General features: G+C 37.1%; 10 protein-coding genes and 1 pseudogene. 5 read left to right on the top strand and 6 right to left on the bottom strand.

Features of this window, described 5'->3' with window-relative positions; genetic code table 11:
* Positions 1 to 383: 383 nt before the first annotated feature.
* Both C4E06_RS08025 and C4E06_RS08020 read right to left on the bottom strand, forming a co-directional pair.
* Positions 384 to 1,691: an alkaline phosphatase PhoX gene (locus tag C4E06_RS08025; protein ID WP_107667598.1), complete on the bottom strand. Its 1,308-nt coding sequence runs from the start codon at positions 1,689 to 1,691 to the stop codon at positions 384 to 386.
* Between the two features lies 1 nt (position 1,692).
* Positions 1,693 to 2,565 carry a GGDEF domain-containing protein gene (locus C4E06_RS08020; protein WP_107667597.1) on the bottom strand — a complete coding sequence of 291 codons (873 nt, stop codon included), beginning with the start codon at positions 2,563 to 2,565 and terminating at the stop codon, positions 1,693 to 1,695.
* 153 nt (positions 2,566 to 2,718) lie between these two features.
* Between C4E06_RS08020 and argS the strand changes: the two genes are divergently transcribed.
* Positions 2,719 to 4,476, top strand: coding sequence for an arginine--tRNA ligase (gene argS / locus C4E06_RS08015; protein WP_107667596.1), 1,758 nt, complete (start codon positions 2,719 to 2,721; stop codon positions 4,474 to 4,476).
* 272 nt (positions 4,477 to 4,748) lie between these two features.
* On the opposite strand, the gene hemJ is transcribed toward argS, so the two are convergent.
* Positions 4,749 to 5,312: a protoporphyrinogen oxidase HemJ gene (gene hemJ, locus C4E06_RS08010; protein WP_107667595.1), complete on the bottom strand. Its 564-nt coding sequence runs from the start codon at positions 5,310 to 5,312 to the stop codon at positions 4,749 to 4,751.
* A gap of 113 nt (positions 5,313 to 5,425) precedes the next feature.
* Positions 5,426 to 8,949 (bottom strand): annotated as a pseudogene (locus C4E06_RS29510) (AAA-like domain-containing protein).
* Positions 8,950 to 9,127: 178 nt separating this feature from the next.
* Here C4E06_RS29510 and C4E06_RS08000 point away from each other — a divergent pair.
* Positions 9,128 to 10,696, top strand: coding sequence for a hypothetical protein (locus tag C4E06_RS08000; protein ID WP_107667594.1), 1,569 nt, complete (start codon positions 9,128 to 9,130; stop codon positions 10,694 to 10,696).
* Between the two features lie 11 nt (positions 10,697 to 10,707).
* Here C4E06_RS08000 and C4E06_RS07995 read toward each other — a convergent pair whose 3' ends face one another.
* Together C4E06_RS07995 and C4E06_RS07990 are read right to left on the bottom strand one after the other, a co-directional pair.
* Positions 10,708 to 11,226: a hypothetical protein gene (locus tag C4E06_RS07995; RefSeq protein WP_107667593.1), complete on the bottom strand. Its 519-nt coding sequence runs from the start codon at positions 11,224 to 11,226 to the stop codon at positions 10,708 to 10,710.
* Positions 11,227 to 11,407: 181 nt separating this feature from the next.
* Entirely contained in the window at positions 11,408 to 11,893 is a 486-nt protein-coding gene (locus C4E06_RS07990) for an allophycocyanin subunit alpha-B (RefSeq protein ID WP_107667592.1), read from the bottom strand.
* Positions 11,894 to 12,171: 278 nt separating this feature from the next.
* Here C4E06_RS07990 and bchD point away from each other — a divergent pair, with 278 nt between their 5' ends.
* From bchD to C4E06_RS07975, 3 genes are all read left to right on the top strand, one after another.
* Complete coding sequence (gene bchD / locus C4E06_RS07985; protein ID WP_107667591.1) at positions 12,172 to 14,193, top strand: magnesium chelatase ATPase subunit D; 2,022 nt, start codon at positions 12,172 to 12,174, stop codon at positions 14,191 to 14,193.
* 89 nt (positions 14,194 to 14,282) lie between these two features.
* Complete coding sequence (locus C4E06_RS07980; RefSeq protein ID WP_107667590.1) at positions 14,283 to 15,695, top strand: DNA methyltransferase; 1,413 nt, start codon at positions 14,283 to 14,285, stop codon at positions 15,693 to 15,695.
* A partial coding sequence (locus C4E06_RS07975) for an AvaI/BsoBI family type II restriction endonuclease (RefSeq protein WP_198648410.1) occupies positions 15,692 to 16,381 on the top strand: 690 nt, incomplete at its 3' end. The genes C4E06_RS07980 and C4E06_RS07975, both read left to right, overlap by 4 nt.

The raw sequence follows: 16,381 nt of genomic DNA, 5'->3' as shown, positions 1-16,381 counted from the left end.
AGGACACTCGTTAACCTTAAAACTGTTATCGAATCTACTATTGCCACCCCCTCTAACTCCCCCTTTTGTGAGGGGGAGAACCCTTGTCCATTCCCCATTGCCCAGTGGGTAGCACGATAGATAAAAAAAATAGGGGAACCGTTTCTGGTATTGCTGAACGATTCCACCTGCCGATCCATCCTTGAGAGGAGAACACTTATTGATTTCATCATAGGCTTATTAAAAATATTTGTCAACAGTGATGAGAATTTTTATCAATAATTCAAGACATAATCAGCTGAGTTCGCCTTGAAGACTAACCCTCCAAGGCAGAAACTTTAGATGGAGTGGGGAGTCGGGGAGATTATGTTGTAGACATTCTTGACTATTCTTATGATTAAGATTTAAATAGTTGACCAATCGCCCCGGATAGCGAGGGTTAGTCCGGGAGAATAAATATTAACAAACATGATTTTGCGATCGCCAGAAAAACAAACACCAGCGAACTCACTATTATTGTAAGCATTGCGAGCTAATTTATAACATTGACCTTCTGGAGTCACCCCGATTAAAAATTGTTCCCCTAAACCATCTTCACAGAGGATTAAATCCCCAAAAGGAGACATAACTAAATTATCGGGATAATCTAAGATTTCTGCACCAGGGGATTCAACAAATAGGCTAATAGTTTCCTCAACCGGATTATAGCGAAAAACTTGACCTTTTTCTGCATTTCCCCCACTGGTACAAGTAAAATAAAACTCACCCTTTGCCAAACAAATACCTTCTCCTCGTTTGAAAATTGCAGCCCCTTTTTTTTGGGCTTCATAACGTAAGGTATCTTCATCGGGATCAACGGTTTCAAGCTGTACCCATTGCACCGATTTCGGTTCATTAATGGGATAATTTTTGCTAGTATCAATTCTTGGCATTCCTTCAATGACTAATGCTTCTAAAATACCCCCTTTTTGTAAATTTTCTTTTTCATGAGGACGAAAGCGATAAAAACAACTATCGTTTTGATCTTCGGTTTGATAAATGTAACCGGTTTTTGGATCAACGGCAATGGCTTCGTGGCGAAATCTTCCCATGTCAATTAAGGGATTTGCTGTTGCCATTTTTCCTAGGGAAGGGACTTCAAAATTATATCCATGTTTCTTAATGATTGGATGAGAATTATCTGGAGATTTTATGGTAGAAATCGTGGTATCTTCTTCGCAACTAATCCAAGAACCCCAGGGGGTTGTACCGCCCGAACAATTGCGATTGGTTCCTGCTAAAGAGGCAAATTCTTGTTTTAAACTGCCGTCTTTATTGAGAATTAAAGTGGTTGTTCCTCCTTGGGAAATGGGGTCATATTTATCATTTTCTAATCCGTTAACTCCATAGGGAGAATTAGGACTTAATTCATGGTTGCGAACTAAAATGATTTCATCATTGTTACCCGAAAAAGTTGCCATGCCATCAAAAGCAGGAGGAACAATATTACCATCATGCATGGATTTTCCGCCATAGGAAATCACTTGATATTGCCACCCTTTAGGTAAATCCAAGATACCATTAGGATCAGGAATTAATTGACCAAATTTATCAGTGATGGTGGGGTTTCCCTTAGCCACAAGATGGTAGTAATTTTTTAAGGAATTAGCAGCAACAACACTGGTAAAACTTAACCCTGTTAAAGTCAGAAAATTTCTACGAGATAGAGCCATTTTATTGTCTTATTTTTATTTGATTATTAAGTTTATGTTTGAGTCCATTTTTACCATTATTTTTAACATAATACATTAAATGATCCACTTGTTCAATGGCATGATCAATAGAGTCAGGAATTGTATAATAAGTAATAGCACCAATACTAAAGCTAATTGGCATTTTTTCTAATTCAGCCATGATTAAAAGTTCTGCTTGAATACGGTTTAAAACAAGGTTCGCCTTTTCATAATCGATTTCTAATAAGATCAAGGCAAACTCATCTCCTCCTAGTCTAGCAAGGGTATCTGTCTGTCTAATATTAATTTTAACAATATCGACGATGGCATTTAATAAATAATCTCCTTGACTATGACCCCATTGATCATTGACCTTTTTAAAATTATCGACATCAAAATAGGCTAAAGTAAAAGGATGATGATAACGAGAAAGTTTCTCAATTTCCTGTCCTAAGATTTCACGAAAAAAACGCCGATTCACTGCTCCTGTTAAACCATCAGTACGGGCTAATGTTTTCTCTCTTTCATAAGCTGCTTTAAGTTCTGATAATAAATAGGTTACAATAATAAAGAAAGACAATCTAACAACAGCGTTCCATTCTTCTAACCACAGTTGAGGATTTTTGCTAATGTTGTTTTCAGCCCAAAACCAACAAAGAGAAGAAATAAAAGAGAAAATCAGCCCTATTTTTTTATTACTATACCAGGTTATTAAAGCAATGGGAAACAAGTAAAAAATTGAAATACCTAGATCAATTTTTATGGAGTAATCTAGAGCAGTAATAACAGCAACTAAAAGTAGACCCAAACCGATAATCAAAGATGGGGGTAGACTATCTAAGATTTGGGTAATTTTCTTTAAATTGTTTTTCATAGTTATTTTTCCCTGTTTTCTTATCTAGGTAAATGGAGAGATAAGCCTTTAGATAAATCTTTGTGATCAATTTATAGTTATTACCCTATTAATTATGATAAGCTAAAAAAGCTAAAAAAGTCGTTAAATGTTACGAAGATATTTTTCAGTATTATGACTTCTATTAATGAACAACTAACCCAGATTTTTCAAGACGCTTTAGTCAAGTCCTTTGGTGAAGAATTTAAAGAAATTGATCCCCAGGTAACCACAGCGAGGGATCTTAGACATGGAGATTATCAGGCTAATATTGCCCTTCCTTTAGCTAAAAAATTAGGAAAAAATCCCAGAGAAATTGCTCAAATTATTATTAATAATTTATCCTTAGATACTATTTGTGAACCTCCTACCATTGGGGGGCCTGGTTTTATTAATTTAAAACTGAAACCCAGTTACTTAGAAAGTCAATTAAAATCCTTGTATCAGAATCAGCGTTTAGGCATTGAAAAAGTAGAGGATGCTGATCAAGTCATTGTCGATTTTTCTAGCCCTAATATTGCCAAAGAAATGCACGTGGGACATTTACGATCAACCATTATCGGTGATTGTATTGCGCGGACTTTAGAATTTTTGGGCTATCAGGTTTTAAGACTGAATCATGTAGGGGACTGGGGAACTCAATTCGGGATGTTAATTACCTATTTAAAAGAAGTTTATCCCGATGCCTTAACCCAAGCTGATGTTTTAGAAATTGGGGATTTAGTCAACTTTTATAAACAAGCAAAAAAACGATTTGATGAAGATCCTAAGTTCCAAGAAGCGGCCAGAGAAGCAGTGGTAAAATTGCAATCAGGAGACGAAGAAAGTCAAAAAGCTTGGCAGTTACTCTGTGATCAATCCCGTCGAGAATTTCAAAAAATCTATGATCGTTTAGATGTCCAATTAACAGAAAGAGGAGAATCGTTTTATAACCCTTATTTAGACGATGTTATTAAGGCTTTAGATGAAAAAGGCATCTTAGAAAAAGATCAAGGTGCCCAGTGTGTTTTCTTAGAAGGATTTACTAATAAATCAGGTGATCCTTTACCTTTAATTGTTCAGAAATCGGATGGGGGTTATAACTATGCAACCACCGATTTAGCTGCCTTAAGATACCGTATCAAAGAAGATAACGCCAAACGCATTATTTATGTAACCGATGCCGGGCAATCCAATCATTTTGCTCAAGTTTTTCAAGTTGCCCAAAAAGCCAATTTTTTACCCGATAGTGTAGAAGTAACTCATGTTCCTTTTGGGTTAGTAAAAGGAGAAGATGGCAAAAAATTAAAAACCCGTTCCGGGGAAACGGTTAAACTGAAAGACTTATTAGATGAAGCGGTTAATTATGCCCGAAAAGACTTAGAAAATCGCTTACAAACAGAAGAGAGAAAAGAGTCAGAGGCGTTTATCAACCATGTCTCTGAAACGGTGGGTATTAGCGCAGTCAAATATGCAGATTTGAGTCAAAATCGTATCAGTGATTATATCTTTAGTTACGATAAGATGTTAGCATTACAAGGCAATACAGCCCCCTATATGTTATATGCTTATGCTAGAATCCAAAGTATTAGCAGAGAAGGGAATATTAACTACGAAAACTTAGGGGAAAACATACAAATTCTTCTCAAAGAAGACACCGAAATTGAACTAGGAAAATATCTATTACAACTGAGTGAAACTATCAAAGAAGTAGAAAAAACCTTACTGCCTAACCGTCTGTGTGACTATTTGTATGAACTGAGTAAGAAATTTAATCGTTTTTATGAGAATTGTCCTGTTTTAAAGTCAGATGAACCGGTGAGAACATCCCGTTTATTACTGTGTGATTTAACCGCAAGAACCCTTAAATTAGGGTTGTCTTTATTAGGCATTTCTGTGTTAGAAAGAATGTAAAACTCATATCTTGTACCTCCGATAATCTCCCACACTCCCCCTACCCCTACCCCCCCTGCCCCTAACCCCCCCTGCCCCCCTTATAAAGGGGGGTGTGGGGGGTGTGGGGGGTTAGGAATAGGGAACGGGGAACAGGGTTTTTTTTGACTATAACTGCTTGATAATTGATTTTATTTGTTTTATTTTCAAGTTTCTCTGTACTGGTGCAAGATATGAATAAAATAAAATAACTTATGTAGGGGCTTAATATTATTAAGCCCCTACAAATCTATTTAATCCGTAGAAGAACTTAATTTTTCTTGAGCCAGTCGTCTTTTTTTAGCATATAATTGTATAGAAGCTGCCATAGCAATCACTAAAGCAACAATTAGCCAAGTGGTTAAATCCAGAGGTAAATTGTTTTTAAAGATGGCTAATAAAACAATAATAACTAACAAAACCGTGGGGGCTTCATTTAATGCCCTAAATTGTTGTCCCGTCCATTGACATTCCCCTTTTTCTAACTGCTTCATAATTCTTCCACAGTAAAAATGGTATGCCAATAATAAAGCCACAAACGCTAATTTAATATGTAACCATCCTGACTTTAAAACTTCAGGTTCAGTGGAAAGTAAACCAATGGCCATGGCGACAGTGACAATCATGCCAGGGGTGGTAATAATATTATAAAGACGTTTCTCCATAATTTCATATTGTTCTTTAAGAATGCTTTGATCCGGTTCTTTTTTCTCTGACGCTTCAGCATGATAAACGAATAAACGAACGAGATAAAATAATCCAGCAAACCAAACGACAATACCAATTAAATGAAACGCTTTGAACCAAGAATATGCCATAATTGTCTAAACTATTTCTCCTTGAATAATCCCTGAAACATACTTTATCGGTTTTGGGACAAGTTTGACTCAATTTTAAATAAAAATTAAGACTTTTTTAATTAAGATAGGAATTATTCCGATGGGTTATTGATTTGACTGATATTAGAAGTCGAACAACTTGACAATTTTTCTTGTTCTTGGGGACGGGTGACTAAATAATCTTCTAACCACTGACATCCTTGGTTTAAAAGTGAGGTTAAACGGGCATATTCTGGTTCGACGGGCCACATTTTGACCTTGCCATCTCTACCAATAGTTAGTATAGTTTGATTATCAGGAGTAAATTGCAGACTTTCAATGGATTCTTGATGGCCTTTCATTTTTGTATGTAGTTTTCCTTCCTGGTCCCATAATCTTACGGTTCCATCTTGAGAAGCAGTGACAAAATATTGTCCATTGGGACTAAAGGTAACACGAGAAATAGGAAATAAATCACTTTTTAAAGTTGTCATTAACTCTCCTGTTTGATTCCATAATTTGATGGTACTATCTTCAGAAGCGGTTAATAAATATTGTCCATTAGGACTCAAACTTAACCAATTAATGGGATCAGAATGGCCCGATAAAGATTGTTGTAAATTGCCGTCTAAGTCCCATATTTTTGCTTGTCCATCTATAGATGAAGTGGCTATGGTTTGAGCGTTTTTACTAAAACTGATATAGGTAATGGTATCATTATGGGCTTGGAATTTTTTTCAGCAATTGATAAGGGTTGGTGTCTAAATCCCATAACCAAACTTCTCCCGAACGATTGGCCATGGCTAACCTTTTGCTATCATGGCTAAAATCAAGGCTATAAATTCGTACATTATTATCCTTTAATTCCCCTAATAACTGACCTTGTAAATTCCATAATTTAACATTCCCATTCGTCCCCGTCGTGGCGATTATTTTACCATTGGGACTAATACTAATGGCATTAATTCCACTGTTATGTGCCTCAAATTCTCGTAACTTTTTTCCTTGTAAATTCCACAGATAAACTTGACCCCTTTCATCGGCGATCGCTAATAGTTTACCATCTTCAGAAAAGTCGGCGCTGGTCACATAAGTGTCTAAAGTATTAAAACCATTGTTAGGAGTTTGTCTAACTGCCCATAATTTCACGGTTCCATCACTCGAAGCGGTGGCCAATTCTGTGCCTTGACGATTTAAGGCGACATCATAAATAGGGTCTTGATGCCCTTTTAACACAGTGATTTCTTGGCCCTGGTTACTCCAGAGTCTCGCGGTTCCATCACTCGAACCACTGGCTATCCAGTTGCCATCTCGACTAAATACCACACTATTAACTAATTCTTGATGGCCTTTCAAGGTTAAGGTCAAATTGCCTTGTTTATCCCAAATTTTAACCGTTCCATCCCTGGCACCGGTAGCAATACGCTGACCATCGGGACTAAAACTAATGCTATAAAACGCTACTTGATCATCTTGTAACGTTTCAATTAAATTTCCTTGATTATCCCATAATTTAAGCGGTTCCATCCCGTGAAGCGGTGGCAATGTATTGACCATCTGCGCTAAAAGCCACGTCATCCACTGATCTCGTGTGACCTTGTAACACCACTAAGAGATCACCTTGTTTATCCCAAATTCTCGCGGTATTGTCCCGTGAGGTGGTGGCCAAGCGTTGACCATCTTGGCTAAAGGTGACACTATAAACCGAGGCAGTGTGACCCCTGAGAACGGCTAATTGTTTTCCTTGTAAGTCCCATATTCTAGCGGTATTATCCTGGGCTGCAGTGGCCAGGGTTTGACTATCGGGACTAAAAGCCACCCCATAGATATTACCTTCATGACCATTTAAAATGGCTTTTTGTTGTCCTTGTTGGTTCCATAAACGAACGGTTCCATCACTCGAAGCGGTGGCTATCCATTGACCATCGGGACTAAAGCTAACACTATTAACAGCGTCTTGATGACCGATCAATTTGTTTTTTTCTTGAATACGGTTGAGAATCTGTTCCAGTGCTGAAATGGGGCTAGTAGCGGGATAATCTTCTAAGAGTCGTCTATCTTTGACTAAGGTTTGTAACTTTTGATTGGCTTCTATGGCTGATACTAATCCTTCTAATTGTTCAAACTCAAATTGTCGCCAGGCACTATCTCCAATTTGTTCTAATTGGGTTCCCATTTGTGCTTCTTTTTGTTTTTGGAAGGCTATCCAGGCTTGATTAAAGGCAATGGTTGCACCCACCAAAGAAACGGCTAAAATGCCCATCCCTAAACGGATCATTCGTTGTGCTTTTTGATTTGCTTTGGTTAAAATTTCATTGGCTTGTTGTTGGGTTGCTAGATTGATTTCTGCTTCTCGTTTATCTAAGTTTTGACTTTCGGTTAAATATTTATAATCGAGGTTACTTAAACTTTTATCCATTGCCCAAGTTAAGGCATCTTTTAACGCCTGTCCTCGTAATAAACGAGAATTATCTTCATAGTTAGAATTAACCCACCCTGTCAACATTTCAGAATAAGGTCTAATCTTTTCTAGTTCTTTTTTAACCCACTCTTCGTTAAAAACTTCTTGATAAATTTGATTATAAACGATTAATTTACCATTCTTTTTAACCACTAACCCCGATAGTCTCAATTCTGTTTGTTCGGGGCTTTCATCACTTTTTAGGAACCCTTGTTGTAAAATTTGTTGATACATTCCTAAGAGTCGTCCGGCTTTTTTTTCATTCCTAAAAAGACGCTCTCTAATCGTTTTTAAATGTACGGGTTCGTCGTTAGATTCCCAATTTTCAATTATAAATTCTTGTACCATTTTATCGACCCAATTCTTTTCTTGTCCTGGGGGAATAATGGCTGATTGCGTTAAGAGTAAATCACAGACTTTTTGGGTTAAAAAAGGTTGTCCCCCCGTCCAATATAAAATACTGTTTAAAACCTTTTGAGGATGGTCAGTAAGGGGGGTTAAACCAGGGGCAAGGGGTTCTATTTCTTCTGAGGTAAAACCCGTTAATTCGATGGGAAAACCAATATTAAAAGGGGTTTGAGTTTTATCTTGAATTAAATCAGTGGGAGTGGCTACCCCAAATAAGGCAAACACTAATCGTTCAAATTTTGGATTTTCTGCCCTTTGATTATAAAAGAAACGAATGACGGAAAAGAAGTCATCTAAAGAAAAATTTAAACTGAGAACCTTATCAATTTCATCGATAAAAATATAAACCTTTTCTCCTGAACAATGAACCAATAAAACCTCTTCTAAAAACTCGCTAAATTTTTGAATTCCTGATAAGTCTTCTCGTTCTCTGAGCCAAACTTTTAAGTTAACTTTGCCAATTAAATTAAACCCTAAAAATAATTGGGTAATGATGCCACTGTACCATTGTTTTTGACTAATATCACTACCTAAACTGGTAATATCCACAGATGCACAACTCATTCCTTGTGCTTGAAGTTGGTGCATTGCCCGCACCCTTAAACTCGATTTTCCCATCTGACGACAGTTAAAAACGTAACAAAATTTTCCCTCTTTTAATGCTGTAAAAAGAGCTGTATCTGCTTGTCTTTCTACATAGGTAGGATGATCAAACCCTAGACTTCCACCGACTTTATAATTATAAGATTTTTGAAGATTTGCAGTCATTATTAATTCTAATTAATGTTAGGGTGTAAGAATATTACAAGAAAAATAGCTAAGTTGTGATCTCCGTCTGGTTGATTTTAATCTATTATATAAGACTTCCTAGACAAATAAGAAAGTTCCTTTATAATAAGTCTAGCTCCTATTTTAATAAAAGTTTCGAGGGTGGTATAATTTTTATATGACAATAACAAAAGTGTCTTCTGAATCTCAAAAAAAATTTTTTCGTCCTCGCCGTTGGTTTGAAAAAATCATGGCTTTGATCGTTTTAGTGAATTATATCTTAGTCATTTTTGATTTAACTTATATTCCTTTACGAGATTTTTGGTTACAAGGTAGGGCCCAGTTTTATATAAAACTTGGTGCTTTTGAGAGAGAAATTCCTAAACCCCCTTTAAAAGTTATTCCTCAATCGGTTTCCGATGTTATTACCCAATATGATATTATCAAAGGTATTGAACCCTATCGAGAGACTGCCTTATATTTAGATAGAGTAGAAGATTTAAGCGAAGCCGTTAATGAGCTTATTACTCAACAGGCATTTACGGATTCTAACATAGCAGAAAATAGAGAATCTCGATCTAATATTGATGAAATATTAGCGGATCTTCGAGAAAGAAGTCGAGAAATGATCGCCGATAATCCCTTTCAAGTTGCTAATAAGACGGGAACTTTAGAACGGATTAAAAATAAGATGCGAGAACACGTTTTTGACACAGAAGCAAGTTCTGCAAAAGATGCTTTTGAGCAGTTTTGGAGTGAGGAGAATTTTCGACGCAATGGTTGGCGCAACGAACTTAACTTTTTTGATCAAGAAATTGCTCCTTTAATTGCTACTAATTACTTTCGCCCTGTAGGAGAAAATGGGGAACCTGTAGAAAACTTTGGTTTAATTGATTTTCCATTTTTCCTATTATTTTTAACGGAATTTTTAGCCCGCACTTGGTATATTAGTCGTCGTCATACAGGGGTTAGCTGGTTTGATGCGATGTTATGGCGTTGGTACGATATTTTCTTATTAATTCCCATCCTTCGTTTCCTGAGAATTATTCCTTTAATTGTTCGTTTAGATCAATCAAACTTAATCGATTTAAAAGCCATTAAAAAACAAGCAAGTCAAGGGTTTGTAGCAGGAATTGCCCAAGATATTACCGAAGTCGTTATTATTCAAGTGGTTAACCAAATTCAAGGAACCATTCAGGATGGAACGGTTCGGGAGATTTTAACAAGACAAAATACTAAGGAATATATCGATATTAATGATGTTAATGAAACCTCAGAATTAGTTAAACTGATGGCTAATTTAGTCATTACAAAAGTCATTCCTGAAATTCGCCCCGAAGCTGAAGAATTTTTACGATATAACGTCGATAAAGCTTTAACCCAAACCCCCGCTTATCGGGGTTTAGAGAACCTTCCAGGGGTTAAAGTTATGCAGCACCAATTAACTGAACGATTAGTTTCTCAACTGTATCAAGGGTTAGAAGGGGGACTACAAGGATTATTAATTGAAGATCCCGAATTTGATCGACTGTTAGAGAAATTAGTTGAGAAATTTAGTAAGTCTTTAGGAACTGAATTACAAGCAGAACACAGTATTGATCAAATTGAATCTTTACTCAATGATTTACTAGAAGAAATTAAAATTAATTATGTTCAAAATCTCTCCCAAGAAAGTATTGAGAATATTTTAGAACAAACCCGCGCCCTTCATCAAGCACAACCCACACAAATGACTCAATATCGATAATTGATGCTGAGCTAGTAATTGATGATCAAATTTCTAATATCAACATGATACGAACTCAACAAACCTAATGTAAATCCTCCCAAACAGATGAACACTAAAATGGACATCACTTTCCATTGGGAATACCCTAGTTTTTGTAATTCTAATTTAGCTAAAATAGCAGCCGAGATTAACAACAATAGGTGAGCAGAAATAGCAATCCAACGCAGCATCATCACCACAACAAAAGACCACAATAAAACGGCTATAATCGCTTTATTATCTGATTTAAAACTACTGCCAAATAGAATGGTGATAATAGCCACTGGTGCTATTAAACTAGCGGTAATTACGAGAACTAGAGTCCCTGCAAAAATGTGAAGCAGTAAAAAGATAGTGTCGTCTTCTAAAACCCATCCCCAAGCTTCTCCTTGAGAAGCTAACCAATGACTCCAGGGACTCGCAGATTGGGCAACATACCAACCAAACGAACCATAGGTTAGCATAACAATAGCGATACAAAAGAAAGGAAGACGAATCAACTTTGCCATAGTTTTATTGTACCGATGAAGATGGAGCCATCAGCAAAAATTTATATTTTTCTTGCAATCAAAAAAGACACGAGTTGCTCGTGTCTTTTCGCTCTATGGCACCACACATTAAAATCAAGACAATGTTCAGATTGATCGCCTATCTCTCAGTGCATAGTGCTATAGTTTCATCAATGCAATGTTAGGACATGGACTGAATCATATAATCAAAGTAAGGAGCAGTTTCTGCTGCATCCTCATTATTCAATAGTCCTAAAGCTGCTTCTTTAAGGCAGCGAATCGCTTCTACCATCCCAGGAACAGGAACATTTAAGGAGTTATACATTTCTTTAACACCAATCAAACCAATTTTTTCAATGGGTTCTTTGCTTCCTGCTAACACCCCGTAGGTGACTAAACGTAAATACCAGCCATAATCTCGTAAACACTGATTATACTGCTTTTGGCCGTAAGCATTCCCGCCAGGGGAGCGAAAATCAGGGCGTTTTTGAAACAATTTTTTCTGAGCTTGATCAACGATTTTCTTTTCGTTTTCAGCAAGGGTCTCAGCGATGCGAACACGCTGTTCTCCTGTACTTAAAAACGCTTGGATACCCTTGAGTTCACCACTGCTAGGATATCGGAGTTCATCGTCTGCTTTTAGAATAACTTGGCTAACTACACTCATAATGATATCAACAACAATCTTATATCATACTGTAGTTTATCTTGAAAACGAGGACAAACGCACAGGAATCTTATAGTACAGATTAGATTATCTTTCCTCTCCATTAATACAAATGTTCACCAACAAACCCTAAAATACAGTCCTATCAGTCGCCGTGTGTACACCAACAATTTATATAAAAGTTGTAGAAGAGTTTAATGGGATTAAACTCCGACAGTGGTATATTTACGGACAGGGTTCATGATACATTGGCATTAATAGTTCATGCACATTCTCGAATGCCTACCCTTACTAGACCCCCTTTGAGTTTTCCCCTAACTGCCGTTGTTGGCCAAGAAGCCATCAAACTTGCCCTATTATTAGCAGCAGTGGACCCAGGTTTAGGGGGTGTGGTCATTGCAGGAAAACGAGGCACTGCAAAATCAGTGCTTGCCAGGGGAATACACGCCCTTTTACCCCCCATTGAAAGAATAGAAGATAATCCCTTTAACTGCGATCGCAATAAACCCAGTGACTGGGATGACAACACCCAAGAACAATATTTAAACACCTCTGCTGAAAATATCCCCACCGAAATCGTACCCGCCCCCTTCATTCAAGTTCCCATTGGTGTCACAGAAGATAGATTATTAGGATCAGTTGATGTAGAAGAGTCCGTGAAACAAGGGGAAGCGATCTTTCAACCAGGATTATTGGCACAGGCACATAGAGGGGTGTTATATGTCGATGAAATTAACCTGTTAGACGATCAAATCTCTAACCAACTCCTCAGCGTATTAACCGACGGCAGAAACCAAATAGAAAGGGAAGGGATCAGCTTTCAACATCCCTGTCAACCTATTCTTATCGCCACTTATAACCCCGAAGAAGGACCATTAAGACGGCATTTATTAGATAGAATTGCGATCGCCTTATCAGCAGATGGCGTATTAGCCCTGGATCAACGAGTACAAGCCGTAAACCAAGCCCTCGACTATGCTAACTCTCCTCAAACCTTTCTCGCTCAATATGACGACGAAATCGACGACATTAAAACTCAAATTATCCTCGCTAGAGAATGGTTAAAAGAAGTGATCATTACCCCTGATCAAATTCAATATTTAGTCGAGGAGGCTATCAGAGGGGGTGTAGAAGGCCATCGCGCCGAACTGTTTGCCGTTCGCGTCGCTAAAGCTTCCGCCGCCCTAGATGGACGAAATACCATCAATTCAGACGACCTCAGACGGGCGGTAGAACTGGTGATCGTCCCCCGTTCTACCATGATGCAACCTCCTCCAGAGGATGCCCCTCAACCTCCTCCTCCTCCTCCCCCACCCCAACAACCTCAAGATGAGTCTAACCAAGATCAAGAGGAACAAGAAGAGGAAGAAGACAACAACGAAGAACCGGAACAAGAACCCCCCGGCATTCCTGACGACTTCGTGTTTGATATCGAAGGGGTCATCTTAGATCCCAGTGTGTTGTACTTTGCACAGATGGCCCAAAATCAAGGAAATTCTGGAAGTCGAGGTTTGATCTTTTCTGAAGATCGCGGACGCTACGTTAAACCCATGTTACCTAAAGGGAAAGTGAGACGGATTGCCGTCGATGCCACTTTAAGGGCGGCTGCCCCCTATCAAAAAGCCCGACGGTTAAGGTATCCTGGCCGCAATGTCATTGTTGAACAGGGGGATATCCGTTCTAAGCGTTTAGCAAGGAAAGCAGGGGCTTTGATCGTGTTTGTGGTGGACGCTTCGGGGTCCATGGCCTTGAATCGGATGCAGTCCGCTAAAGGTGCAGTGATGCGTCTCTTAACAGAAGCCTATGAAAACAGGGACCAAGTGGCGTTAATCCCCTTCAGAGGGGAACAAGCAGACGTATTGTTACCCCCCACCCGTTCCATTTCTTTAGCCCGTAAACGCCTGGAAACCTTGCCCTGTGGCGGTGGTTCACCTTTGGCCCACGGGTTAACTCAGGCGGTTCATGTGGGGATGAATGCAAAGATGTCCGGGGATATTGGTCAAGTGGTGATCGTTGCCATCACCGATGGACGGGGAAATATTCCTTTATCTAAGTCCTTAGGGGAACCCATACCCGAAGGAGAAAAGCCCGATATTAAACAAGAATTGTTAGATATTGCCGGAAAAATTCGGGGGTTAGGCATTAAATTATTGGTGATAGATACGGAGAAAAAATTTGTTTCGACCGGGTTTGGTAAGGAGTTGGCCCAAACCGCCGGAGGGACTTATTATCAGTTACCTAGGGCAACGGATCAAGCGATCGCACAGATGGCCAGAGGAGCGATCGCTGATTTAAAGTAGAAATAAATAGGGATAAGACCGTCATCAACAACCAATTATCCCTAAAAGATTAGGATATAAGTAAAAGTATTACCTTTCATTGTATTAAGATGATAGCTGATCCAAAATCCGAAAATTTACTATTTACTATTAATCGCTTAGATGAACAACTTTTAAGACACTTTAACGATGTCTTAGTAGTTAACAATAAATTAGATAGAACATTGGTTAGTTTTCAAGCTAATAAGACAGAAGCTTTCTATCGATGGTATAAATATAAAGAAGCGTTTTCATCACGTTTAGTTAAATTTCTACTGCAAGACTATCAAGTACAAAGGGGAATTGTTTTTGACCCCTTTGCCGGGATAGGAACAACCCTTTTTGCAGCATCTGAATTAGGATATAATACTGAGGGAATTGAGTTATTACCTATTGGAATTGAACTGATTGAAAATAAAATACATGGAGTGAATAAAGCACAAACTTCTGAAATATCTAGATTAAAATATTGGCAAAAAAATCAGCCTTGGCAACAGTCAAAAGGTTTAGATGACTTAACTTTTTTAAAAATTACTAAAGGCGCTTATCCAAAAGAAACAGAAATTCAGGTAAGACAATATTTATATACAATCAAAAGAGAATCTGAAGTGGTTCAGAAAATTTTGTTAACAGCACTTTTAAGTATTCTTGAATCTGTCAGTTTTACCAGAAAGGATGGTCAATATTTACGATGGGATTATCGTTCGGGAAGACAAATAAAAAGTCGTCCGTTTGATAAAGGAAAAATTTATAATTTTCAAGAAGCTATTACTATTAAGCTTGAGGAAATTATTAATGATTTGCAAGGTGATGAAAAACAATTATCATTATTTAATGATAACTTAATAAAATCTGGTGATATTAAGTTATATCAAGGATCTTGTTTAAATATATTACCGAAAATTGAAGCTAATCAATACACTGCAATTATTACCTCACCTCCTTATTGTAATCGATATGATTATACTCGAACCTATGCCTTAGAATTAGCTTTATTAGGAGTCGATGAAGAAAAGTTAAGACACTTAAGACAAGAGTTATTAAGTTGTACAGTTGAAAATAAGGAAAAAGCGTTACTCGAAATTAATAAAGATTGGAAAAAAGCAATTAAAATTTGTGATAACGAGCAACTTTTTCAAACAATTCTGAGTTATTTATACTATCAAAAAGAAATTAAAAAGCTAAATAATAACGGTATTTTAAGAATGGTTAAGGGTTACTTTTATGAAATGTCATGTGTGATACAAGAATCTTTTAGAATACTAAAAGATGATGGATTTTTATTTATGGTTAATGATAATGTTCGTTATGCTGGAGCCAGTATACCCGTTGACTTAATATTGTCTAAAATTGCTGAAAATTTAGGATTTATGATAGAAAAAATTTTAGTTTTACCAAATGGTAAAGGAAACAGTAGTCAACAAATGGGAACTCATGGAAGAAAACCCTTAAGAAAGTGTGTTTATGTATGGAGAAAAAAATGACCAATCTTGATTATAAAAAACATTTGAGTTCTTGGGAATCTTTAGTAACATCTTATGAACAAACAAGAGCAGGTTTTATTTCTCTTGCATTAGAAAAAAATAGAAAAGCTACTCCATTTGTTGAAGAAGCAAAAGCTCTAAAATCTATGGCTTCCAAAATTGAAAGTCCAATTGAATTAATTAATGTTACTGAAATAAAATTAGCTTTATTAACTGCTTCAGGTATTTCTGATAAAGCCAAAAAGTATCTAACAGAAAATGATCAAAATGAAGCTATAAAAGGACTGATTGACAATTTTCTTGAACCAGCAGGAGAAAATTTTGTTGATGAGTTAGTTTACCGTTTTTTATTAACACGAGGTGACTCATTAGGAGGAATTATAAGAAATTTAGGAGGTGTATTAGGTGAAAGAAAAATTACTAGGATGCTCATAGCAACGCTAAGTTTACAAGGGATAAGTTATTGCTATTTACATTCAAAATCAAAAGAATGGTTAGTCGGTTCTCAAGATGATGCTGATGTTGAAATATTTTTAAAAGGACTGTCTTGGAAGAAGAATAATCAGTACCGAACTTTGATTTATAACCTCACTGTTCCCATTGTTAAAAAAAATGTTGATCTTTGTTTACTTAACTCTAAACCAGAGGAATTTATAAGAGGCAAGAATAAAAAACTCATGTCATTA

This window comes from Cyanothece sp. BG0011, from assembly GCF_003013815.1.
GTDB lineage: Bacteria > Cyanobacteriota > Cyanobacteriia > Cyanobacteriales > Microcystaceae > Crocosphaera.
This window is presented reverse-complemented; position numbering and strand designations above follow the sequence as displayed.

Bases quoted from the DNA above. Each gene is read 5' to 3' on its own strand.
- bchD (WP_107667591.1), top strand. From the start codon at position 12,172: ATGCCTACCCTTACTAGACCCCCTTTGAGTTTTCCCCTAACTGCCGTT.
- C4E06_RS08020 (WP_107667597.1), bottom strand. From the start codon at position 2,565: ATGAAAAACAATTTAAAGAAAATTACCCAAATCTTAGATAGTCTACCC.
- C4E06_RS07995 (WP_107667593.1), bottom strand. From the start codon at position 11,226: ATGGCAAAGTTGATTCGTCTTCCTTTCTTTTGTATCGCTATTGTTATG.
- hemJ (WP_107667595.1), bottom strand. From the start codon at position 5,312: ATGGCATATTCTTGGTTCAAAGCGTTTCATTTAATTGGTATTGTCGTT.
- C4E06_RS07980 (WP_107667590.1), top strand. From the start codon at position 14,283: ATGATAGCTGATCCAAAATCCGAAAATTTACTATTTACTATTAATCGC.
- C4E06_RS07990 (WP_107667592.1), bottom strand. From the start codon at position 11,893: ATGAGTGTAGTTAGCCAAGTTATTCTAAAAGCAGACGATGAACTCCGA.
- C4E06_RS08025 (WP_107667598.1), bottom strand. From the start codon at position 1,691: ATGGCTCTATCTCGTAGAAATTTTCTGACTTTAACAGGGTTAAGTTTT.
- argS (WP_107667596.1), top strand. From the start codon at position 2,719: ATGACTTCTATTAATGAACAACTAACCCAGATTTTTCAAGACGCTTTA.
- C4E06_RS08000 (WP_107667594.1), top strand. From the start codon at position 9,128: ATGACAATAACAAAAGTGTCTTCTGAATCTCAAAAAAAATTTTTTCGT.